Annotated in this window: 24 protein-coding genes and 3 tRNA genes; 22 read left to right on the top strand and 5 right to left on the bottom strand. The window is 71.4% G+C overall.

What is annotated here, in order from left to right; translation table 11 throughout:
• Nucleotides 1-77 precede the first annotated feature (77 nt).
• The 6 genes from C1729_RS07535 (at nt 78) to C1729_RS07510 (ending at nt 2,521) form a co-directional block, all read left to right on the top strand.
• Nucleotides 78-947: an MYG1 family protein gene (locus C1729_RS07535; RefSeq protein ID WP_102509400.1), complete on the top strand. Its 870-nt coding sequence runs from the start codon at nt 78-80 to the stop codon at nt 945-947.
• A gap of 183 nt (nt 948-1,130) precedes the next feature.
• Nucleotides 1,131-1,202, top strand: a tRNA-Thr gene (locus tag C1729_RS07530).
• Nucleotides 1,203-1,288: 86 nt separating this feature from the next.
• A tRNA-Met gene (locus C1729_RS07525) sits at nt 1,289-1,365 on the top strand.
• Between the two features lie 78 nt (nt 1,366-1,443).
• A complete protein-coding gene (gene rpmG, locus C1729_RS07520) occupies nt 1,444-1,614 on the top strand; it encodes a 50S ribosomal protein L33 (RefSeq protein WP_040594352.1) in 171 nt (56 codons plus the stop codon).
• Nucleotides 1,615-1,646: 32 nt separating this feature from the next.
• Complete coding sequence (locus tag C1729_RS07515; RefSeq protein WP_102509399.1) at nt 1,647-2,102, top strand: FAS1-like dehydratase domain-containing protein; 456 nt, start codon at nt 1,647-1,649, stop codon at nt 2,100-2,102.
• Nucleotides 2,099-2,521: a MaoC family dehydratase gene (locus C1729_RS07510; RefSeq protein ID WP_102509398.1), complete on the top strand. Its 423-nt coding sequence runs from the start codon at nt 2,099-2,101 to the stop codon at nt 2,519-2,521. The genes C1729_RS07515 and C1729_RS07510 overlap by 4 nt, the downstream gene beginning before the upstream one ends.
• A 66-nt stretch (nt 2,522-2,587) precedes the next feature.
• Here C1729_RS07510 and C1729_RS07505 read toward each other — a convergent pair whose 3' ends face one another.
• A complete protein-coding gene (locus tag C1729_RS07505; protein WP_102509397.1) occupies nt 2,588-3,685 on the bottom strand; it encodes a LacI family DNA-binding transcriptional regulator in 1,098 nt (365 codons plus the stop codon).
• 257 nt (nt 3,686-3,942) lie between these two features.
• Between C1729_RS07505 and C1729_RS07500 the strand changes: the two genes are divergently transcribed.
• The 5 genes from C1729_RS07500 to C1729_RS07480 all read left to right on the top strand — a co-directional run bounded on the left by C1729_RS07500 (nt 3,943) and on the right by C1729_RS07480 (nt 9,916).
• Complete coding sequence (locus tag C1729_RS07500; RefSeq protein WP_102509396.1) at nt 3,943-5,256, top strand: MFS transporter; 1,314 nt, start codon at nt 3,943-3,945, stop codon at nt 5,254-5,256.
• Nucleotides 5,253-6,476, top strand: a complete 1,224-nt coding sequence (locus C1729_RS15190; RefSeq protein ID WP_102509395.1) for an MFS transporter — start codon at nt 5,253-5,255, stop codon at nt 6,474-6,476. Before C1729_RS07500 ends, C1729_RS15190 begins: the two co-directional genes overlap by 4 nt.
• Before the next feature lie 68 nt (nt 6,477-6,544).
• Nucleotides 6,545-7,708, top strand: a complete 1,164-nt coding sequence (locus C1729_RS07490; RefSeq protein ID WP_102509394.1) for a UDP-N-acetylmuramate dehydrogenase — start codon at nt 6,545-6,547, stop codon at nt 7,706-7,708.
• A 94-nt stretch (nt 7,709-7,802) separates the two neighbouring features.
• Nucleotides 7,803-9,068: a phosphotransferase family protein gene (locus C1729_RS07485; RefSeq protein WP_165375449.1), complete on the top strand. Its 1,266-nt coding sequence runs from the start codon at nt 7,803-7,805 to the stop codon at nt 9,066-9,068.
• Between the two features lie 371 nt (nt 9,069-9,439).
• Entirely contained in the window at nt 9,440-9,916 is a 477-nt protein-coding gene (locus tag C1729_RS07480; protein ID WP_102509392.1) for a hypothetical protein, read from the top strand.
• Nucleotides 9,917-10,021: 105 nt separating this feature from the next.
• Here the strand turns inward: C1729_RS07480 and C1729_RS07475 are convergent, their stop codons facing one another.
• Genes C1729_RS07475 through C1729_RS07465 form a run of 3 tightly spaced genes read right to left on the bottom strand, consistent with a single transcriptional unit; the run spans nt 10,022 to nt 13,222 of the window.
• Nucleotides 10,022-10,699: a response regulator transcription factor gene (locus tag C1729_RS07475; RefSeq protein WP_102509391.1), complete on the bottom strand. Its 678-nt coding sequence runs from the start codon at nt 10,697-10,699 to the stop codon at nt 10,022-10,024.
• 1 nt (nt 10,700) lies between these two features.
• Entirely contained in the window at nt 10,701-12,221 is a 1,521-nt protein-coding gene (locus C1729_RS07470; protein ID WP_129590692.1) for a sensor histidine kinase, read from the bottom strand.
• Nucleotides 12,200-13,222, bottom strand: coding sequence for an adenosine deaminase (locus C1729_RS07465; protein ID WP_102509389.1), 1,023 nt, complete (start codon nt 13,220-13,222; stop codon nt 12,200-12,202). Before C1729_RS07465 ends, C1729_RS07470 begins: the two co-directional genes overlap by 22 nt.
• 188 nt (nt 13,223-13,410) lie before the next feature.
• Here C1729_RS07465 and C1729_RS07460 point away from each other — a divergent pair.
• The 5 genes from C1729_RS07460 (at nt 13,411) to rplA (ending at nt 16,013) form a co-directional block, all read left to right on the top strand.
• Nucleotides 13,411-13,483: transfer RNA gene (locus C1729_RS07460), tRNA-Trp, on the top strand.
• A 119-nt stretch (nt 13,484-13,602) separates the two neighbouring features.
• Nucleotides 13,603-13,896, top strand: coding sequence for a preprotein translocase subunit SecE (secE, locus tag C1729_RS07455; protein WP_102509388.1), 294 nt, complete (start codon nt 13,603-13,605; stop codon nt 13,894-13,896).
• A 53-nt stretch (nt 13,897-13,949) separates the two neighbouring features.
• Nucleotides 13,950-14,690 carry a transcription termination/antitermination protein NusG gene (gene nusG / locus C1729_RS07450; RefSeq protein WP_102509387.1) on the top strand — a complete coding sequence of 247 codons (741 nt, stop codon included), beginning with the start codon at nt 13,950-13,952 and terminating at the stop codon, nt 14,688-14,690.
• A gap of 70 nt (nt 14,691-14,760) precedes the next feature.
• Nucleotides 14,761-15,192, top strand: coding sequence for a 50S ribosomal protein L11 (rplK, locus tag C1729_RS07445; RefSeq protein WP_102509386.1), 432 nt, complete (start codon nt 14,761-14,763; stop codon nt 15,190-15,192).
• 101 nt (nt 15,193-15,293) lie between these two features.
• Nucleotides 15,294-16,013 (top strand): 50S ribosomal protein L1, encoded by a 720-nt coding sequence (gene rplA / locus C1729_RS07440; RefSeq protein ID WP_102509385.1) that lies wholly within the window; start codon nt 15,294-15,296, stop codon nt 16,011-16,013.
• 13 nt (nt 16,014-16,026) lie between these two features.
• Here the strand turns inward: rplA and C1729_RS07435 are convergent, their stop codons facing one another.
• The gene (locus C1729_RS07435; protein WP_102509384.1) at nt 16,027-16,581 is read right to left on the bottom strand and encodes a hypothetical protein; all 555 of its coding nucleotides are present in this window, start codon (nt 16,579-16,581) and stop codon (nt 16,027-16,029) included.
• Nucleotides 16,582-17,041: 460 nt separating this feature from the next.
• Between C1729_RS07435 and rplJ the strand changes: the two genes are divergently transcribed.
• From rplJ to C1729_RS14580, 6 genes are all read left to right on the top strand, one after another.
• Nucleotides 17,042-17,566, top strand: a complete 525-nt coding sequence (gene rplJ / locus C1729_RS07425) for a 50S ribosomal protein L10 (protein ID WP_102509383.1) — start codon at nt 17,042-17,044, stop codon at nt 17,564-17,566.
• A gap of 75 nt (nt 17,567-17,641) precedes the next feature.
• Nucleotides 17,642-18,031: a 50S ribosomal protein L7/L12 gene (rplL, locus tag C1729_RS07420; RefSeq protein WP_102509382.1), complete on the top strand. Its 390-nt coding sequence runs from the start codon at nt 17,642-17,644 to the stop codon at nt 18,029-18,031.
• 200 nt (nt 18,032-18,231) lie between these two features.
• Nucleotides 18,232-19,293 carry a TFIIB-type zinc ribbon-containing protein gene (locus C1729_RS07415; RefSeq protein WP_102509381.1) on the top strand — a complete coding sequence of 354 codons (1,062 nt, stop codon included), beginning with the start codon at nt 18,232-18,234 and terminating at the stop codon, nt 19,291-19,293.
• 186 nt (nt 19,294-19,479) lie between these two features.
• Nucleotides 19,480-20,322, top strand: a complete 843-nt coding sequence (locus tag C1729_RS07410) for a hypothetical protein (protein ID WP_129590691.1) — start codon at nt 19,480-19,482, stop codon at nt 20,320-20,322.
• A gap of 403 nt (nt 20,323-20,725) precedes the next feature.
• A complete protein-coding gene (locus C1729_RS07405) occupies nt 20,726-21,463 on the top strand; it encodes a hypothetical protein (RefSeq protein ID WP_102509379.1) in 738 nt (245 codons plus the stop codon).
• A gap of 134 nt (nt 21,464-21,597) precedes the next feature.
• Nucleotides 21,598-21,750, top strand: a complete 153-nt coding sequence (locus C1729_RS14580; RefSeq protein WP_165375448.1) for a hypothetical protein — start codon at nt 21,598-21,600, stop codon at nt 21,748-21,750.
• Nucleotides 21,751-21,855: the final 105 nt, after the last annotated feature.

Genomic DNA, 21,855 nt, shown 5'->3' with positions numbered 1-21,855 from the left:
CGTCCAGAAACCGGTACCCGCGCGGTGGGACCACCGCCCGCAGCCGGACGGCGGGAGCCGTGGCCTAGCCTGGACGGGTGATCATCGCCACCCATGACGGCAAGTTCCATGCCGACGACGTCTTCGGCGTCGCACTCCTCACCTCCCTCCACCCGGACGCCGAGGTCGTGCGCACGCGTGACCCTGAGCGGCTCGCGCAGGCCGACGTCGTCCTCGACGTCGGCGGCGTCTACGACGTCCGGACGCTGCGCTTCGACCACCACCAGAAGAGCTCCGGTGCCCGCCCGAGCGGCATCCTCTACTCGGCCTTCGGGTTGCTCTGGCAGCACTACGGCCTCGAGTACTGCGGTGGTGACGCGCGGGTGCACGGCAAGATCGATCGCCGCCTCGTCACCGCCATCGACGCGGTCGACAACGGGCAGGACCTCTACGCGGTCTCTGACTTCGGCACGCCGCCGTTCGACATCTCCTCGACGCTCGGTCTCTTCAACCCGCTCGGCGACGACGAGTCGTTCGACGGGCAGTTCCGGGTCGCGGTCGACTTGGCGCGCACGCTGCTTGCGCGGCTGCGCCAGCAGTACGTCTCGGCGTTCGCCGCCGAGGACGAGTTCGAGGAGCTCTACGCGGCTTCGCCCGACAAGCGGTTCGTCGTGCTCGAGAAGTTCATGCCGCACGGCTCGGTCGCGACCGCGCAGCCCGAGCTGCTCTTCACCGTCTTCCCCGGGGCGACGGGCAACTGGACGATCCAGACGGTGCGTCCCGAGGGGTCGGAGTTCGGCTCCCGCAAGCACCTTCCCGCGGCCTGGCGGGGGCTCAACGACGCCGAGCTCGCGGCGGTGACGGGCGTCGAGGACGCGGTGTTCTGCCACAAGGCGGGATTCATCGGGGCCGCGCGCTCGCGCGAGGGCGCGCTGCGGCTCCTCGAGCTCGCGCTCGAGGAGCCGTGACTCGCGGGGACGTGACTCGCGGGGAGGCGTGAGGAGGGTGTGAGGTGCGGCACCCGGGGGAGTCGTCCATGGCGCCCCCGGGTGCCGTCCGCGGCGGCCGACAGGTGCCGGGCCGGGGCCAGGAATGGCCTCTGACCTGCGGATTTCGTTTCAGGCTGGCCCTCAGGTATCGTTCTTCGCGCTGCCCCCGTAGCTCAGTGGTAGAGCGCAGTCTTGGTAAGACTGAGGTCATGGGTCCGATTCCCATCGGGGGCTCTGTTGGTGCGCGAGGCTGTCGCGTGGGAGGATTGCTCCCGCGCGCGGCGTCGATCGCCGACGTGATGTCTCACGACATCGTTCGAGGCGGGGTAGCTCAGCTGGTCAGAGCGCACGACTCATAATCGTGAGGTCGCGGGTTCGAGCCCCGCCTCCGCTACCAAGAACGACCTTCAGCGCGCCGGCCGGCGGCGTGCCGAGCATCAGACAAGCACCTCAGGGTGCGAGAGGTGGCAAGACCGTGGCTAGCAAGTCCGCTGACGTTCGCCCGAAGATCACGCTCGCCTGCGTGGACTGCAAGGAGCGCAACTACATCACGAAGAAGAACCGCCGCAACAACCCTGACCGGCTCGAGCTGGCGAAGTTCTGCCCGCGCTGCGGCAAGCACACCGCGCACCGCGAGACTCGCTGACCCTCGGTCAGCACGCATCTCCTGGACCTCGAGTGGCTATCAACGCGTCCTACGCTGGCCGTGAGTACGCGCCCACCGACCCCTATCAGGTGGGCCGGGCGAAGGTCAGGGAGCTTGCAGCGGCCACGGCCGCGACCCAGCCCGTGCACCACGACCTCGTGGCAGCACGGGCTGCTGGCTATACGGACCTCGTCGCATCCCCGACGTTCGCGGTGATCATCGCGCAGGCCGCCGAGGCTCAGCTCATCGAGGACCCTGACGCCGGCATCGACTTCAGCCGCGTCGTCCACGCCGACGAGCGCTTCACGCACACGCGCCCCATCGTCGCGGGCGACGAGATCACGACGGTGCTCCACGTCGACTCGATCACCGAGCGCGCCGGGCTCGCCATGGTGACGACGCGCTGCGAGCTCTACGGCGACGCCACGCTTTCCGACCACGTCGCGACGGTCCGCTCGACGCTCGCCGTCCGTGGGGAGAACGCATGACGACTCCGGTGCTCGCCGACCTGGCCGTCGGCCAGGAGATCGGCTCGCGCTCGATCGACGTCGATCGAGCGCGCCTCGTCCGTTACGCGGGTGCGAGCGGGGACTTCAACCCCATCCACTGGAACGAGCGGTTCGCGACCGAGGTCGGGCTGCCCGGCGTCATCGCGCACGGCATGCTCACCATGGGGCTTGCGGTAACGGTCGTGAGCGAGTGGGTGGGCGATCCGGGCCGGGTCGTCGACTACCAGACGCGGTTCGCGCGTCCCGTCGTCGTGCCGGACCCCGGCACCGCGACGGTCGAGGTCACGGGCGTCGTCGGCGCGATCGACGCCGAGGCAGGCACGGTGCGTATCGATCTCACCGTCGTCTTCGAGGGCGCGCGAGTCCTAGCGAAGGCCCAGGCGGTCGTCCGCCTCTGACCGCGGGGCTGCTCGCCCCAAAGGTCGACCCGGACGTCCCCGGGGCCGTCCTACGGTGCTGCGGCCCTACGCGTCGCGCGGCGCCGCGGCGCCCGGAGGCGGGCCCGTCGTCGTGCCGATGCGCAGCTCGACGGGCATCGTCGTGCGCGTCACGGTGCCGTCGGCGAGGAGCGCGCGTACGGCGAGGCCCATCTCGCGGCCCTTGGCCTCGAGGGGCTGGATGACCGTCGTGAGCTCGCCCGAAAACCACGGCAGGTCGAGCCCGTCGAAACCGGCGACGGACACGTCCTCCGGGACGCGCAGCCCGGCCTCGTGCAGGGCGAGGACGGCCCCGGCGGCGAGGAGGTCGGACTGGGCGACGACCGCGGTGGGGCGGGTTGCGGGGTCGGGGAAGCGCTCGAGGATTGCGCGCATCGCGGCGGCGCCGTTCTCGACGAGCGAGGCCTCGGTCTCGTAGATGCCGACGAGGTCGACGCCCGAGCCGATGACGGCGTCGAGCCGGTGCCGGGTCGGCGTCCAGTCGACGAGCTCGCGCCGGGCGTCGTCGACCCAGCCTTCGCGCCGTCCCATACGGAACGGCAGCGTGATGGTGACGAAGCGCTCGTGGCCGAGCCCGGTGAGGTGCTCGATCGTCGCGACGACCCCGCCGTGGTCGTCGATCTCGACGAGCGAGGAACCTTCGACCTCGTTGCCCTCGCCGACGACGATGGGGATGCCGCGCCTGCGGAGGGTCTCGACGCGCGGGTCGGACGTGTGGGCGCCCCAGATGAGGACGGCGACGTCCATCCCGGCGGTCGTGAGGAGTGGGTCGACGCCGATCTCACCGTCGACGTACGACTCGACGCCGGGAACGAGGAGGACGCCGAGGTCGGCCTCGCCGAGGGCTGAGGTGAGGCCGTCGAGGACCTGGACGGAGACCGGGTCGCGGAATGACCGTTTGAGCTTGTCACCGATGACGACGCCGACGATGTCGTAGCGCCCGGAGCGAAGCTGGCGGCCGGCGGGGTTGGGGCCGCCGTAGCCGAGTTCGGTGGCCGCGTCGAGCACCTTGGCGCGGGTGCTGTCGGCGATGGGTCCGGAGGCCGAGAACGCGAGGGACGCGGTGGAGACGGACACACCGGCGGCGCGGGCGACGTCGGTGAGCGTCGGTCGCGCGTGGGACATGGGTGCTCCTCGGTCGGGCGGTGGTGTGCGTCGTGTCCAGTATCCCTGAGGGGAGGGTCGGACGGCGAACGGTGCCACGACGCGCGCTTGGCCAAGATTTTACGTGGGGCGCGTTGACCCCGGGTGTGGTCGCGTCGGACACTGGAGATCGCTCGAAACGTTTCGAGAGGCATGGGTCGCAGTGCCGGCCCCCGCCATGTGCATCCAGCCGCACGCACCCACCCTGCGCAGCCCCGCGCCCCCGACTCGAGAGCTCCATGACGCACGCCCCCGACGCCACGATCGCCGCCCAGACCTCACGCGCCCGCTGGGCCCTCGTGAGCCTCTTCGCACTCCTCGGGCTCATGATGTCGAGCTGGCTCTCGCGCCTCCCCTCGATCCGTGCGGGCCTCGGACTCACGGAGGGTCTGCTCGGGCTCGTCCTCGTCGTCGGGTCCGTCGGGTCGCTCCTCGTCGTCGCGGCCGCAGGCCCGCTCGTCGAACGCTTCGGGAGCGCCCGCATCCTCCACGTCTCGACCGTCGGGTTCGGGACCGCCCTCACGCTCCTCGCGCTCGGCGTCCAGCTCGGCTCCGTCCCGCTCGTCGCCGCCGGGATCTTCCTCAACGGCGCGACCTGGGCCCTCAACAACGTGCCGTTCAACCTTGAGTCGGCCGCGATCGAGCGGGCGGTCGGACGCACGATCCTCCCGCAGTTCCACGCGTTCTTCTCCGTCGGCGCGCTCGCCGGCACGGGCGTGGGCGCCGCGTGCTCGGCGCTCGGCGTCCCCGCGGCCGCGCAGCTCGGCGCGTCCGTCCTCGTCGTCGTCGCATGGCGCGTGCTCGCCCTGCCCCCCGTCGTCGCCCGCGCGAGCGTTCCCGTCGCCGGACGGGTGGGCGACAAGCGTGCCGCGCGCACGGGCCTCGCCGCGTGGCGCGAGCCCCGCACGCTGCTCCTCGGCGTCGTCGTGCTCGCCGCGTCGATGTCCGAGGGGTCCGCGAACGACTGGCTCTCGATCGCGGTCGTCGACGACCTTGGCGGGAGCGAGGCCGTGGGCGCCGTCGTCTTCGGCGTCTTTCTCGGCTCGATGACCGCGTTCCGGCTCGCGGGAGCAGGTCTCGTCGACCGCTGGGGACGGGTCGCGGTGCTTCGCGGGTCCGCGCTCGTCTCGATCCTCGGCCTCACGACGTTCGGGCTCGCACCCGGGATCGCGGTCGCGGCAGTTGGCGTCGCGCTCTGGGGTTTCGGGGCGGCGCTCGCGTACCCGCTCGTCATCGCCGCAGCCTCCGACGACCCGGTTCGCGCTGCCGGCCGCGTCTCGGTCGTCTCCGCCTTCGCGTCGATCGCGTCGATCGCAGCTCCGCCGCTGCTCGGCTTCGTTGCGGAGCACCTCACGACGCGCGCGGCCCTCATGCTCGTGCTCGTCCCGCTCGTCGCCGCCCTCCTCGCTGCGGGCCGCGCACGGCCGCTCGTGCCGGAGCCTGCCCCCGCTCCGCTCGTCCCCGCTCCGCCGTCGTCCCCTGAGGACGACGACCGCCGCACCCCGGTCCCCGCGCCCGCGGGCACGCACGACCCCAAGGAACCGCTCTCGTGACCTCCACGCACCCGCATCCCGGCCGCGACGTCACGGTCGCTGCCTGGGCCGTCTTTGCGATCTTCGTCCTCAACGGCTTCAACTTCGCCTCGTGGGCGTCGCGGCTGCCGACGACCCGGACGATGCTCGGGTTCTCCGAGGCGCAGATGGGCGTGTTGCTCCTCATGGCGGCGCTCGGTTCGGTCGCCGCGCTGCCGCTGTCGGGATGGATCACATCACGTCTCGGCGCACGCCGGACGATCGTCGTCTTCGCGCTCATCAACACCACGGGCATGCTGCTCGCCGCGCTTGCGCTCGCGGTCGACGAGGCGATGCTCCTGCGTGCGGCGCTCGTCCTCGTCGGCGTCGGCACGGGGGTGTGGGACGCCGCGATGAATCTCGAGGGTGCGGTCGTCGAGCAGCGGCTTGGTCGGACGCTCATGCCGCGCCTGCACGCCGGCTTCTCGTTCGGCACGATCATCGGCTCGGGTCTCGGCGCGCTCGCGGCGCTCGCGGGGCTCCCGGTGCCGTGGCACCTGACGATCGCGATCTCGTTCTCGTTCGTCGTCGTGCTCGTCGCGGTCCGCGGGCTCCTGCCCGACGACGCCCTCGCGAGCGCCCGCACAACGCCCGACGCGCCCCGCCACAACGTCTTCGGCGCGTGGCTCGAGCCGCGCACGTTGCTCATCGGTCTCGTGGTGCTCGCGGCGGCGCTCACGGAGGGGTCGGCGAACGACTGGGTCGGGCTCGCGGTCGTCGACGGGTTCACGCAGACCGACGCGGTCGGCGCGGCGACGCTCAGCGTCTTCCTCACCGCGATGACGGCCATGCGGCTGCTCGGGACGCCGCTCCTCGACCGCTTCGGGCGCGTCACGGTCCTGCGGCTCGCGAGCGCTCTCGCGTTCGCGGGCCTCGCGGTCTTCGCGCTCGTGCCGTGGCTGCCGCTCGCGTTCGTCGGTGTCGTGCTGTGGGGCATGGGTGCGGCACTCGGCTTCCCTGTCGGCATGAGCGCGGCGGCCGACGACCCCGTGCGCGCTGCGGGCCGCGTCTCTGTCGTCTCGACGATCGGCTACACCGCGTTCTTCATGGGCCCGCCGCTCATCGGCATGCTCGCGGAGCACGTCGGCTACCGGTCGGCGCTCCTCGTCATCCTTGCGCCGATCGCGCTCGGGCTCGTGCTCGCCGGCGTCGCGAAGCCGCTCCCGGACAGCCCGGAGGCCCAGCGCGCCGCGGCGCGCTGACGCCACTGCGGCCGGGTGCCCCTGCGGACCGGCGGGCTGCGCGGGTGTGCGAGGCGTACCGTGGTTGGGTGACCTCGACCGACGCCACCCCCCACGCACCCCTGCTCTCCGACCTCACGACGCTGCGCGTCGGCGGCCCAGCGCGCTCGCTCGTGCGGGCGTCGTCCGAGGCCGAGCTCGTCGACGCGGTCCGGGCGGCCGACGCGGACGGGGTGCCTGTCCTCGTCCTCGGCGGCGGCTCGAACCTCGTCGTCGCGGACGAAGGGTTCGACGGTGTCGTCATCCAGGACGTGCGCGAGGGCGTGACGGTCGACATGGTCGACTCGTGCGGCGGCGGCAGCTTCCGCGTGCCGGCCGGGCACGGGTGGGACGCGCTCGTCGAGCAGGCCGTCGCGGAGCAGTGGATCGGGCTCGAGGCGCTCTCGGGCATCCCCGGCACTGTCGGTGCGGCGCCCGTGCAGAACATCGGCGCGTACGGCCAGGAGGTCGCGGGGGTCCTGTCGACCGTGCGCGTGTGGGACCGTGCGGAGCAGCGCGTGCGGACACTCGCGGTGGGCGAGCTCGGGCTCGGCTACCGCACGTCGGTCTTCAAGCGGTCGACGGTCGCGGACGCCGAGGGGCGCTCCTGGCGCCCCTCGCCGCGCTGGGTCGTCCTCGAGGTCGGCTTCCAGACGCGGCTCGGCACGCTCTCCCCGGGCGTCGCGTACGCGGAGCTCGCGCGCCGCCTCGGTGTCGAGGTCGGGGAGCGCGTCCCGACGGCCGACGTCCGTGCGGCGGTCCTCGAGCTGCGCGGAGCGAAGGGCATGCTCGCGGCCGGGGTGGGCGAGCACGCTGCGGACCACGACAGGTGGAGCGCAGGCTCGTTCTTCACGAACCCGGTCCTGCCGGTCGCGCTCGCGGGCGGGCTGCCCGAGGGCGCGCCGCGTTTCGAGGTGCGTTCGGCGTTGCCTGCGGCGACGACGGGGCCGAGCCTCGGTGCGGTCGACCCAGGTCTCGTCAAGACGTCGGCCGCGTGGCTCATCGAGCACGCGGGCTTCGGCAAGGGCTTCGGCCTCGACGGCGAGGCGAGCGCGGCACGGCTCTCGACACGGCACACGCTTGCGCTCACGAACCGCGGCGGTGCGACGGCGGCGGATGTCGTCGAGCTTGCACGGACGGTGCGTGACGGGGTTCTCGAGCGTTTCGGCGTGCGGCTCGAGCCGGAGCCCGTGCTCGTCGGGCTCGCACTCTGAGCCTCGCCGGGCCGCACCCGGCGACGGGTCCTGGCGACGCGCCGGGGAGCCCGTCGGCCTGCGCGAAGGTGGTCTTCCGTTGTCTACTGGGAGCATGATGCCCTCCTCCTCGGTGCCGTCACGGCCGACGGCGCGCGACGCGCGCGCGTTGCGCGAGACGCAGGACATCGCGTGGCTCACGGGCCCTGAGGCGCTCGACGCCGTCGGGGCGTTCGTCGCTGCGGCGGGCGGGTCGCTCGTGAGCGCGGAGGTCCACGAGGTCCACCACCGGCCCGGGGCCGGGGTGACCGTCGGGTACGACGTCCGGGTGCGGGTCTCCGGTGACGCCGAGTCGCGGCCCGACTACGTGCTCCTCACGACGGGATCGGTCGACGACGCGGACCCGGCAGGTCTCGCGCACGTCATGCGTCTTGCGAACGGCGACCGTGTCGTGCACGCGTGGCGTCACCCGGACGATCCGCTGCTGCCGGGCCTGGTCGCGGCGTCGGACGTGACGAGCGCGGCCGCACGGACGGGGCTTGACGGTGATCCCGGCGCGGCCGTCCTCGAGCTCATCGGCTACCGGCCGATGCGTCGTGCGGTGCTGAGTCTCACGACGAACCGTCGGCGGGTCTTCCTCAAGGTGGTCCGGCGGGACCAGCTCGAGGGTCTGCTCGTGCGCAACCGGTGCGCGGAGCCGGCGGGCGCGCCGCCGGTCCAGGACGTGTGGCCCGAGGCCGTGCTCGTGTTCCCGCAGGCGCAGGGGGAGCCGCTTCCCGAGCTCCTCGCGCGCGACGGCGCGGCGGGTGTCGATCCGCGGGACCTTCTCGCGTGCCTCGACGCGATCGCGCCGGAGGCGATGGATCTGCCGCTGCGGCGGCCGTGGGCGGAGCGGTCGCGGCACTACGCGGACGCGGCGTGCAACGTGCTGCCCGAGCATGTGGAGCGGATCATGGCGCTCCAGCACGGGGTCGCGTCGGAGATCGAGCGCTTCGGCCAGGGGCCGCTCGTGCCGACGCACGGTGACTTCCACGCGGCGAACATTCTCATGACGGGTGTGGCGATCACGGCGCTCCTCGATGTCGACACGATCGGCCCGGGGCAGCGCGTCGACGATCTCGCGTGCCTCGTCGGGCACCTCACGGTGCTGCCGTGCCTCGCGCCGCAGACGTACGTCCACGTGCCGACGACGGTCGCGCGCTGGCTGTCGGTGTTCGACCGTGCGGTGCACCCGGGGTCGTTGCGGGCGCGTGCGGCGGGCGTCGTGCTGTCGCTGCTCGCGAGCATGCCGGCGAACCATCGGGACGACGCGGCCCGACGGGACGCGGTCGGCCGGCTCGAGGCGGCGGAGGCGCTGCTCGCCGACGCCGCGCGCTTCTGAGCGCCCGGCGGTGGGGCGACGCGGGCGAGGCCGGGTGACGACGGCAGCTGCGGGGTGAGGCCGTCGGGTGACGAGGGCGACCTCGGGGGCGGGCGGACGTGAACCTCGGTCCTCTCACCTCGCGACCCGAAGTGTGCGGAGAGAAGATCGAGATGTCCGGCGCGGAACCCTGACCGCAGACCGGGCGGAGCGCCACGGGTGCTCGCGCGGGCCCGCCGTTTCCCCCGGACGGCGGGCTCGTCGCATGCGCGGCCCGCCGCACATGAGAGGGTTCTCATGTGTGCTTCCTCGACCTCTCATGCAGGGGTCGCAGGATGGTTCCAGGACGGGACGCCAGACTGGCGTCCCGGGACTGACCGGAGGGCAGAACGATGAACACGGGTGCATGGATCGTCACGGGTGCGGTGGGCATCCTCGGTGTCGGCGCAGGTCTCGACGCGGCGTTCGCAGGTGACAGCCGTGACGACATCGTCGGCCCGGGCGTCGAACTGCGCTCGACCGAGGGCACGACGGCGACGGCGGCCCCCACGGTCGAGCCGACGGCGGGTGCGACCGCAGTCCCGTCCGCGATCACCTCGCCGTCGCCGGTGTCCCCCGTGAGCCCGGTCTCGGTCGTCTCGCCCGTGACGCCGCAGTCGGTCGTCTCGCCGGTGACGCCGCAGACCGTCGTCTCCCCGGTGTCGGTGAAGTCCCCCGTCTCGGTCGCGTCGCCCGTGACGCCGCGCTCGACGGTCTCGGCGAAGTCGGTCGCGTCGCCGGCGTCGCCGAAGACTCCGGCCTCGCCGGTCTCCCCGAGGACGGCTGCGTCGCCCGTCTCGGTGCCGTCGGTCCCGTCCGCTGAGGACTGACCTGAGCTGCCGCTGCTGAGCGGCGCCGTCGCGGTCGACGCCCCCTGCCGTCTGCCGCGCCGACGATGCCCGGCCCACCGTCCCGGTGGGCCGGGCATCGTTGTGTCAGGCGTGCTGCTGCCCGGGCGCCGCGAGTCGGTAGCCCATGCCGCGCACGGTGACGACGCGGTCGGCGCCGATCTTCTGGCGCAGGTAGCGCACGTAGACGTCGACGACGTTCGAGCCCGGGTCGAAGTCGTAGCCCCAGACGCGGGAGAGGAGCTGCTCGCGGGAGAGGACCTGCCCTGCGTGGCGGAGGAACGTCTCGAGCAGCGCGAACTCGCGTGCGGAGAGGTCGACCTCGGTCCCGGCGACAGTCGCGCGGCGGGAGCGGAGGTCGAGCGACAGGTCGCCGTGCGCGAGCGTGGTCGTCGTCGTGGACGCCTCGGTCCTGAGTCGTAGGCGCACCCGGGCGAGCAGCTCGTCGAACCCGAAGGGCTTGGCCATGTAGTCGTCGGCGCCGTTCTCGAGGCCGGTGACGACGTCGGCCGCGGAGCTGCGGGCGGTGAGGATGATGACGGGCACGGTCGAGCCGGACCCGCGGACGCGTTCGAGGACGGTGAACCCGTCGATGTCGGGCAGCCCGAGGTCGAGGATGACGAGGTCGTGACCGTCGGTGAGGATCTCGGCGACGGCCTCGTGTCCGGTGCTCACGGTCGTGCAGGCGAAGCCTGCGGCGGACAGGCCCTTGACGACGAACGCGGCGATCCGCGGCTCGTCCTCGACGACAAGGATGGACGGCACGTCAGCTCCCTGGGGTGTCGGGGTCGGTGGGGTGCGTCGCGGCTCCGGGTGCTGGCAGCCGCAGCGTGAGAAGGGCGCCGCCGCCGGGCGCGTCGTCGACGACGAGGGTGCCGCCGTGGGCGTGCGCGATCGCCTGGACGATCGCGAGGCCGAGACCTGCGCCGTCGCGGTGCTTGTGCGCGCCCGGGCCGCGTGCGAAGCGTTCGAGGACGCGGGCGCGCTCCTCGGCGGGGATCCCGGGGCCGGTGTCGCGGACGAAGACCTCGGCGACCGTCATGCCGTCGTCGTCGGTCGTGAGGCGGCTGCCGAGGGCGATCTCGTCGCCGTCGGCCGTGTGGCGGACCGCGTTCGCAGCGAGCTGGGCGACGGCCTGGGTGACGCGCTGGGCGTCGAGCGCGACGACCGCGTCGGCGCGTGCGTCGACGCGCCAGCGGCGGTCGGCGAGCCCGCGGAGCGTGTCGTGGAGGTCGTCGGTGAGACGGCCGAGGTCGACGGGCTCGGGCGTGACGAAGTCGGGGCGTGAGGACGTGGCGAGGACCATGAGGTCGTCGAGGAGGCGTGACGAGCGAGCGAGCTCGGCGAGCGCGACGTCGCGCGCGGCGCGGACGTCGTCCGGGTCGTCGGGGTCCATGAGCTCGAGGTGCCCGCGGACGATCGTCACGGGAGTGCGCAGCTCGTGCCCGACGTCGTCGAGCAGCTGGCGCTGCGACGCGAACGCCTCCTCGAGGCGGTCGAGCATGCCGTTGACGGTGACGGTGAGCCGGCCGAGGTCGTCGCCGCTCGTCACGGGGATGCGCCGCGCGAGCTCGGTCCCGTCGCCGATCGCGCGGGCGGCCTCGTCGAGCTCGCGGACGGGACGCAGGAGCCGGCCCGCGAGGATCCAGCCGACGGCTGCGACGCCGAGGAGGGACCCAAGCCCGACGAGCGCGAACGTGCCGTAGGTGCGGCGGAGCGTCGCGAGCTCGGCGTTCCTGTCGTACGCGCGGATGATCGCGCCGGTCTCCTGCGACGCGCTGAGGACGACGGGGATGACGAGGTACGTGTAGGTCGTGCGGTCGGTCGTGAGGCTCTTCACGCGGGACTGCGTCTCGTGGCCGGGGGCGGTGAGGGCCGCGAGGAGTTCGGCGTCGTCCTCGAGGCGCAGCGCCGTGGTCTCGGCGGCCGTGAAGGCGAGCCTGTCGTTGACGAAGCCGATCATGCCCTCGTTGCGGGCGGGCACCTTGAGCTGCATGGTCGCGCGGACGAGCGCGCGCGGGCTCGTGAAGGCGTCGCCGGTCGCGGGGTCGCGGCCGTCGGTCGCGAGGTGCTGGAACTCGGAGTAGCTCGCGCGGAGGTCGGCGGAGATCCGGGCGTCGACGACGCGCATCTGAAGGGAGTGGGCGGTGAGGCCTGCGGCGGCGAGGCTGAGCGCGGCGAGCACGACGACGACGGAGAGGATCCGTGCCCGGACGCTCGTCGCGGCGAACCGTGCGCGCAGCCCGCGTCGTGGCGTCGTCGCGCTCATGCGGGGGACCTCAGCCACGCGTCGATCCCGTCGAGCATCCGGGCTCGCGCCGCAGGGGAGGCGTAAGACGCGGCGACGCTCGAACGTGCGAGCCCGGCGAGCTCGTCGTCGGTGAGACCGTGGACGGTGCGGGCGTGCTCGTACTGCGCGGTGAGCCGCGGGCCGAAGAGGAGGGGATCGTCCGCGCCGAGAGCGATGCGGGCGCCGGAGTCGACGAGCGTGCGCAGTGGGAGCTCTGCGAGCCCCGGGTAGACGCCGAGGGACACGTTGGAGTCGGGGCACACCTCGAGGGCGATGCCGCGCCGCACGACCTCGTCGAGCAGGTACGGGTCCTCGGCGGTGCGCACGCCGTGGCCGAGGCGGTCGGGTGCGAGCTCGTCGAGGACGACGCGCAGGTGGTCGGGGCCGAGCAGCTCGCCTCCGTGTGGGAGGCTCGCGAGGCCGGCGCGCCGGGCGATGCGGAACGCCGCGGCGAACTCGGAGGTGAGGCCGCGGCGCTCGTCGTTGCTGAGCCCGAAGCCGACGACGCCGCCGGGGTGGTCGCCCGCGTGGCGGGCGGCGAGCCGGGCGAGGGTGCGCGCGTCGAGCGGGTGGCGGGTGCGGGACGCGGCGACGACGACGCCGACCTCCGTCCCGGTCTCGGCGCTCGCGGACCGAGCCTCGTCGAGGACGATCTCGAGCGCGGGGGTGAGACCGCCGACGAAGGGTGCGTAGGAGGTGGGGTCGACCTGGATCTCGAGCCGTCCCGAACCCTCTGCGGCGTCGTCCTCGGCTGCCTCGCGGACGAGGCGACGCATGTCCGCTTCGCTGCGGATGCACGCGCGCGCCGCGTCGTAGAGACGCTGAAAACGGAACCAGCCACGTTCGGACGGCTCGAGGCGCAGGGGATCGCCGCTCGTGAGCGCGGCGGGGAGCCGGATGCCGTGGCGGCGCGCGAGGTCGACGAGCGTCGTCGGGCGCATGGACCCGGTGAAGTGCAGATGCAGGTGCGCCTTGGGCAGGCTGGCGAGGTCGCGCACGGTCCCAGTGTCGCAAGGATCGGTCGCGGGCGGGGCCGGACGGCCCCGCGGGAGGTGGCGGGGGTGTGACGCGGTCGGATTGGGATGCCGGCGCCGGAGCGGGTACAGTGTGCTGTCGGTGGTTCGAACCACCCCGATAGGCCGTGCCCTCCGTGAGGGAGCCGGTCGCCGGGGCGGGCAGGCCCCGAAGGGTAGTGGCGCAATTGGTAGCGCAGCGGTCTCCAAAACCGCAGGTTGCAGGTTCGAGTCCTGTCTACCCTGCGCATCGCTCGTCATCGTGACGACGCGGGTGCAGGTGCAGTCGTCACGCCGTCGGCGTCCGGCGGTGCCGACATCGACGACGCACGCGCTGACGAGCGCGCCGACCGAGGGACATCATCGTGAGCGAATCGGCCGCAGAGGCCCAGGGGGCAGACGCCGCAGCCGTCGAGCGTGCCCCGGCCGCAGCCCCGAAGGCCAAGCGTGGTTTCTTCGGCCGGATCTCGGGCTTCTTCGAGCGGATCGCGCTCTTCGTTCGCCAGGTCGTCGCCGAGATCAAGAAGGTCACGACCCCGACGCGCGCCGAGCTCGGCAAGCTCGTGACGGTCGTCCTCATCTTCGTCACCGTCTTTACCGCGGTCGTCTTCGTGCTGGACCTCGGGCTCGGCGCGGCCGCAGCCTGGCTCTTCGGCTGACCGCCGACGCCACGCCCCCAGCTCGTAGCAGTCTCAAGGAAGCAGGTCCGTACGTGTCCCAGGAACAGCAGGAGCCGACGCCCGAAGTCGTCGAGCCCGCGACCGAGAACATCGAGGCCGTCGAGGCCACGGACGACGCCTCCGCCGAGGTCGAGGTCGACCTCACAGAGGAGACGCCCGACGGCTACGAGGAGGCCGATCCGCTCGAGGCGTTCCGCGCGGAGCTCCGCCGCCAGGAGGGTGACTGGTACGTCATCCACTCCTATGCAGGCTACGAGAACCGCGTCAAGGCGAACCTCGAGAACCGCACCCAGTCCCTCAACATGGAGGACTACATCTTCCAGGTCGAGGTGCCCATGGAGGAGGTGACGGAGATCAAGAACGCGCAGAAGAAGCTTGTCCGTCGCGTCCGCATCCCCGGCTACGTCCTCGTCCGCATGGAGCTCACCGACGAGTCGTGGGGCGCCGTGCGTCACACGCCGGGCGTCACGGGCTTCGTCGGTCACACGCACCAGCCCGTCCCGCTCACCCACGACGAGGTCTTCTCGATGCTCGCGCCGACCATCGCCCCCAAGGCGGAGGCCGCGAAGCCTGCCGCGAAGGCGGCCGGCGGTACGATCCTCGTCGACTTCACGGTCGGCGAGTCGGTCACCGTCACCGACGGTCCCTTCGAGACCCTGCCCGCGACGATCTCCGAGATCAACGCGGAGGCGCAGAAGCTCAAGGTCCTCGTCTCCATCTTCGGCCGGGAGACCCCGGTCGAGCTCTCGTTCGACCAGGTCGCCAAGATCTGAGTCGTGCCCGAGGGCACTGCAACCGGGTCATCGCCCACGGCGTCGGTCCACAACGAAGGAAGGAAGGCTCATGCCTCCCAAGAAGAAGGTCTCCGGCCTCATCAAGCTCCAGATCAACGCCGGTGCGGCTAACCCCGCGCCGCCGATCGGCCCCGCGCTCGGTCAGCACGGCGTCAACATCATGGAGTTCTGCAAGGCGTACAACGCGGCGACTGAGTCGCAGCGCGGCAACGTCATCCCCGTCGAGATCACCGTCTACGAGGACCGTTCGTTCACGTTCATCCTCAAGACGCCGCCGGCGGCCCAGCTCATCAAGAAGGCTGCGGGCATCGACAAGGGCTCCGCGACCCCGCACACGGTGAAGGTCGCGAAGATCACGGCCGACCAGGTGCGTGAGATTGCCCAGACGAAGCTCGAGGACCTCAACGCGAACGACCTCGAGGCCGCGTCGAAGATCATCGCGGGCACGGCTCGTTCGATGGGCATCACCGTCGAGGGCTGACGCCCACCACGCCGCCCGGCACCGCCGGGCGGCGTACCCCACCCCCAGTGGCAGGGTCCGCGCGGACCCGCACCACGACTGCTCATATCAAGGAGAAGCAGATGGCAACGCGCAGCAAGGCCTACCGTGCCGCCGCGGAGAAGATCGACCGCGAGCGTCTTTACACCCCGCTCGAGGCCGTTCGCCTCGCTAAGGAGACGGTGGCCACGAAGTTCGACTCGACCGTCGAGGTCGCCTTCCGCCTCGGCGTCGACCCGCGCAAGGCGGACCAGATGGTCCGTGGCACGGTCAACCTCCCCCACGGCACGGGCAAGACCGCCCGCGTCATCGTCTTCGCCAACGGTGAGAAGGCCGAGCAGGCCCGCGCCGCGGGTGCTGACGAGGTCGGCGGCGACGAGCTCATCGAGAAGGTCGCGGCCGGCTGGACCGACTTCGACTCGGCCGTTGCGACCCCGGACCTCATGGGCAAGGTCGGTCGTCTCGGTAAGGTGCTCGGCCCCCGTGGCCTCATGCCGAACCCGAAGACGGGCACAGTGACCATGGACGTCGCCAAGGCTGTCGCGGACATCAAGGGCGGCAAGATCGAGTTCCGCGTCGACAAGCACGCGAACCTCCACTTCATCATCGGCAAGGCGTCCTTCACGGTCGAGCAGCTCGTCGAGAACTACGCTGCCGCGATCGACGAGGTCCTTCGTCTCAAGCCGTCCGCCTCGAAGGGCCGCTACATCACGAAGGCGACGCTCGCGACGACGAACGGCCCGGGCATCCCGCTCGACCAGACACGCACGACGAAGCTCCTCGAGGAGAACGAGGAGGCCTGAGCCGCCACGTCCCTCACCGAAGGCCGGTACCCCACGGGGTGCCGGCCTTCGGCGTTCGTGAGCACGGTGTCGGGATGGGCGCGGCCCGGATCACCGCACGCATCCTCATCTCGTTGACGCGCAGGGCGACGAGCTCGCCCCCGACGAGTCGCTGAGCGAGCGATGGCTCGCGCGGACGCTCGATCTCGCGACGTCGTCGGGCAGCCACGACGTCGCCCTCACCGGACGTGCTCTTCGAGCATGCGGCCCAGAGCATCGAGGCGCGTGGTCTCACGCAGGACCTCCGCGCGAGCGGTTCGGTGCGCGCGGCGGCGCCACGTGGGTCGAGCGTGCCCGGCTCGTCGAGCTGCGGGCCCGGCTCCACCTTGCGGCGGACGACGAGGCCCTTCTCGCGACGGTCGTCGTCGTCGCGAGGCCCGACCTCGTCGCCGGCGAGCGGGAGGCGGCCGAGGTCGCGGAGCGCTGGCCGGGCGCCGAGCTGCTCGTCGGGCGGGACGCGACGTGCGGCGCGGTCACGGAGGCGCTGCGGTCCGTGGACGAGGTGGCGAGAGGGCCGGCGGGTTCGCACGGCCTCACGGGTGGTGCGTCAGGCGCAGGAGAGGCCTGCGGTCGACGGACCCCACTGCTTGTCGCCGAGCGTCCACCAGCGTGCGGTCCACACGACGCCGTCGACGAGCGCGGTGGCGCCGCCGACATAGACCGTCGACGCGTTCGTCGGCGCGGACCCACGCGCCGCTCCGGCGAGGTGCTCGAGCAGGTGCCGGTCAACGACCTCGGTGCGGCGGGTGTGACGTGCGTCGCCGGACTTGCGTCGGCTGGCGCCGCAACGGTACGTTTCTCTCGTTACCCAAGACCGCAGGTCGTCCGTCGTGCTCTGGCACGGTGGGCCGAAGCTCCGCAGAGGCGGGGGCCAGCGCAGGAACGAGCACTACGGCGTCACACCGCCGTTGAGCCTCGCGCCCTGCGCGGGGCTCTTTCTCTTTCCCGGGGCGGGACCGACGGCGGTCACCACCATCGGAAGGATTGCCATGGCGAAGCCGGACAAGGCAGCCGCTGTCGCAGAGCTCACGGACCTGTTCCGCGAGTCGAGCGCTGCCATGCTGACCGAGTACCGCGGGCTCACCGTCGCGCAGCTCAAGACGCTGCGTCGGTCGCTCGGCGGCAACGCAAGCTACGCCGTGGTGAAGAACACGCTGACCGCCATCGCGGCCAAGGAGGCCGGTGTCGAGTTCGACACCGACGCCCTCGTCGGTCCGTCGGCGATCGCCTTCGTGACCGGTGACCCGGTCGAGGCGGCCAAGGGCCTGCGTGACTTCGCCAAGGCGAACCCTCAGCTCGTCATCAAGGGCGGTGTCCTCGACGGACGCGCCCTGTCGGCTGAGGACATCACGAAGCTCGCGGACCTCGAGTCCCGCGAGGTTCTCCTGGCCAAGGCAGCAGGCGCTATGAAGGCGAAGCTGTACCAGGCCGCGTACCTGTTCACGGCACCTGCCTCGCAGGCCGTGCGCACCATCGACGCTCTGCGCGAGAAGCAGGAGTCGACCGCGGCCTGACCCCACCCGGGTCAGATCGCGGCATCACCACCCCACCCCCTGCTTCACGCAGAACTACCGAAAGGAACGCCGATCATGGCGAAGCTCACCACCGAGCAGCTCATCGAGGCCTTCAAGGAGCTCACGCTCATCGAGCTCTCCGAGTTCGTCAAGGCCTTCGAGGACGTCTTCGAGGTCACCGCTGCCGCTCCGGCCGCCGTCGCCGTTGCTGCCCCCGCCGCGGGCGGCGCCGCTGAGGCCGCTGAGGAGAAGGACGAGTTCGAGGTCATCCTCGAGGCCGCTGGCGACAAGAAGATCCAGGTCATCAAGGAGATCCGCGCGCTCACGTCGCTCGGCCTCAAGGAGGCCAAGGACCTCGTCGACGGCGCCCCCAAGGCCGTCTTCGAGTCGCCGGTCAACAAGGAGCAGGCCGAGAAGGCCAAGGCTGCCCTCGAGGGCGCCGGCGCCACGGTCACCCTCAAGTGATCCGTGCCCCTCGGGGCACACGCTGAACGCGGACGAGGCCCGCACCACCACGGTGGCGCGGGCCTCGTCCGCGTCTCCGCAGCGTCTCCGCAGCGTCTCCGCAGCGTCTCCGCAGCGGCTCCGCCGCTCGGGCCCGTGCGGGGCCGCAGCGTGGGCACTACGCTTCGAAACCCCGTCATCTTCCGTCGCCGAGGAGCCTCATGTCCCTGCCCGTCGTCCAGACGTCCTGCACCGCGTGCGGGTCCCAGCTCGCTTACCTGCCGGGAACACGGGCGCTGCGTTGTGTCTCGTGCGGTGCGACGGTGGAGTTCGGGCCCGACCTGAAGACCAAGCTGCCGCGCCACGACGTCGCGACCTGGCGTGACGGGCTCGTCGGCTCGGGGACGTCTGCCGTCCTCCGATGCGAGGCATGCGGTGGCGAGACCGCTTCACGTGGACTCTCGGACGCGTGCGTCTTCTGCGGCTCGCATCTGACGGCGGCGCCGGGGGCGGCGTTCGATCTCGAGCCGGACGGGGTCGTGCCGTTCCGGGTCGACCGTGCGGGTGCCGCTCAGGCGTTGCTCGACTGGTCGCGGATGAGCCGTCTCTTCGCTCAGCGTGGCTTCACCCCCGACCAGGTGGCCGAGTCCTTCGTCCCGGCGTACTACCCGGTGTGGGTTCTTGACGCGCGGTCGACGTCCGCCTACTCAGGGCGTCGCGGTGACGAGCGGAGGGTCGGTTCCCAGGAGACACGGCGGACCGTCGTCGACTGGACGGACGTCACGGGCACGGTCCGGGTCAAGCACTCGGCACGCGTGCCGGCGGGGGGGGTCGACGACGAGCTTGCACGGAGCGTTCGCTCCGGGACGAGGGACGGCGTCGTGCCGTTCCGTCGGGAGTTCCTCGTGGGCTTCACGACCTTGCCGGTGACGCTGTCACCGGAGGCCGCGTTCGCGAGCCGGGCCGACTCGTTCGCCGCCGACGTGCGCTCCGAGATCGAGGACGCGATCGGAGGCGACAGGAACGAGATCTCCTCGGCCGAGACGACGTACGAGCGCGCGCGCTTCCGTCTCGTGCTCGTCCCGGTGTGGGTGCTGACGTTCATGTACGAGGGCAAGCCGTGGCGCATCCGAGTCGACGGGGTGGAAGGCGTCGCAACCGGGGACTACCCGGTTGACAGGAAGAAGCAGCGTCTCGTCGTCGGGCTCGTCGCCGCAGCCGTCGTCGCTGCTCCGTTCGTCGTCGGGTGGCTCCTGAGCGCTCTCGGGCGCCTCGCGGGCTGACGCGGTCCGCGTAGATCCCGGACGCGAGCGCGACGTGGACCGAGGGAGTGCGATCCACGGGGCGTGCGTTCCCATGGAGAGCGAACGCAGGTCGGGGGTACTCGCACGGGGCACCTGTACGCGATCCGAAACGGGAGAACTATGAGCATGCGCTCTTTGCGGCGTTCGTACCGACCATTCGTGGCCATGTCGGCCCTGGCCCTCGTCCTTGTTGAATGCGGCCAGGGCGACGACCCTGTGTCGCCGCAGAACTCCCTGGCCGGGTCCACTGCGGGGGTGGACGGGGACGACAGGCCGTCCGCGGGTGGCGCGGCGTCGTGCGAGGCGACCGAGGTCGAGGGCGAAGGTGCCGCGAAGTTCATCACGCTGGGCAGCCCCACCGCGGTCCCCGGTGACGACGGCACGGCGCGGCTGTCGCTTCCGTACACGGTGACGAACCCGTTCGACGTGCCCTGCATCATCTCGCCGACGATCTACTTCGCCGAGGAGGGCGACGAGTCGGGAACCGTCGACCCTCAGGTCCTGATCCCGGCGGGGGCCTCGGTCGACCTCGAGGTGAACAGCCTTCGCCCGTACTTCATCTATGACGACGACGCGACGGACCCCGTTCCGCCGAAGGAGCATGAGATCTCCGTGCTCGACGTCTCGACCGACCCGGTCCTCCCTGACTACTTCGATGCGGACGTCACCGTGGGGCCTGTCTCGGGCGAAGGCGCGGATGCGACGGTCAAGGTCAGCATCGACCACCGTGCGGTGCTGCTCGAGGAACCGGTCGACATGGGCTACCCCTTGGGGACGTCCGTCTTCCTCCAGGGCCTCGACGCCCAGGGTAACGTCGTGGCTCCGCTCGTCCTCGACCTCTCGACGCCGGAGGACGGCACGAAGCTCGAGTTCGACGTGCCCCTGTCGCCTGACGCGGATTACGAGTTCGTCACGGGCGCCGGAGTGTCGGTGCCGTTCGCGCTCGATGCGCTCCCCTCGGTCGAGAAGTTCGTGGTGGGCGGCTACCAGCCTGTCGTCACGATGTAGCTCCGTCCGCACCCGGGTCGACGAAGGGTCGTGCACCACCTGCGGTGGTGCACGACCCTTCGTCGTACGGCGGCGGCGCAGGCGCGGGGGCTCAGCCGCTAAGTCGGGAGACCATCGGGACGACGACGATGATGGGGCGCCCACGAACATGAGCATCATCGGGAGCATGAGCACGGCCGCGGCCCTCATCCCACGGCGCGGACCGCTCGGGCTGCCCGGCTGGCACAGCAACGGAATTGTCGCCGGGATCATCAATCGTCTGGACTGTACGGGAGAACTCATATGCGGATCGGCCATCGTCGTCGTCTCACTGCGGCTGCCGCCGCGATCCTTGCCCTTGGAGTCCTTGCGGGGTGCGGTGGCTCACCGACGCCCGGCGCGACGACGACGGGCGGGGGGCGACGTGCCCACCGCCGAGGAGCCAGGCGCCGCGCCTGCCGCGGACGTCTGCGCGGAGCAGACCTTCGAGGGCGACGCCGCCGCGCCCTACGTGAAGATTGGTGAACTCACAAAGATCGGCGAGGGGGACATCCCCGATGCCTATGCCGTCCCGATCACGGTGACCAACCCGTCGCCGGAGACCTGCCGCTTCAGCGCTGCGCTGCGTATCCACCACGGCGAGACGAGCCAGCGCTACGGCACGGGCTCCTTCATGCTCAAGGGCAACCAGACCCTTACGGTTCACGTGATCGACGGCTCGATCACTCTTGATGACGCGGTCCTAGCCGAGGGCGGCTACTCATTTTCCGTGCAGGTGTTTGGGCTCGACCCCGCGTACCCGGGCTACTACGACGCCGACGTCACGCTGGGCGAGGTGACTGGCTCGGGGGCCGAGGCCGTCCTGCCAGTGACGATCAACCAGCGCGGCACGTTGCTCACCGAGCCGAAGCGCGCGCCGTCGTTCGGGACGACGGCGATCTTCATCCAGGGCCTCGACGCCTCGGGCGAGGCGCTCGGCTCCTACGTCCTGTGGATCAACACGCCCGACGACGGCACCACGGCGTCCTATGACGTGCCGCTGTCGATGGGAGTCCAGGTCAGCGACTCGAAGCACCGCGTCACGTCGTTCACGCGCACGGACGTCCTTGACCGCATCGAGAAGTTCGAGGTCGTCTCCTACCAGCCGACCGAGTTCCAGTGACACCATGGAGTAGGTGAGTCTCCCAGTGTGTCGAGGTTGACGGTGGAGGGGCCGGTCCGCGCGAGCGGACCGGCCCCTCTAGCGCCCATGGCCGACGTGCTCAGATCCCCGCGAACGTCGGGGCGAGGACAATGATGAGCACGCCGACGAACATGAGAATGATCGGCATGGAGCACGAGATCTCCGTGCTCGACGTCTCGACCGACCCGGTCCTCCCTGACTACTTCGATGCGGACGCACCGTGGGGCCTGTCTCGGGCGAAGGCGCGGACGCGACGGTCAAGGTAAGCACCGACCACCGTGCGGTGCTGCTCGAGGAACCGGTCGACATGGGCTACCCCTTGGGGCGGCCGTCTTCCTCAAGGGCCTCGAGTCCCAGGGTAAGGGCGTGGC

Origin of the sequence: Sanguibacter massiliensis (assembly GCF_900240335.1) — a bacterium.
Classification (GTDB): Bacteria; Actinomycetota; Actinomycetes; order Actinomycetales; family Cellulomonadaceae; genus Flavimobilis; species Flavimobilis massiliensis.
The sequence above is the reverse complement of the archived record's forward strand: the minus strand, read 5'-3'. Positions and strand labels throughout refer to the sequence as shown.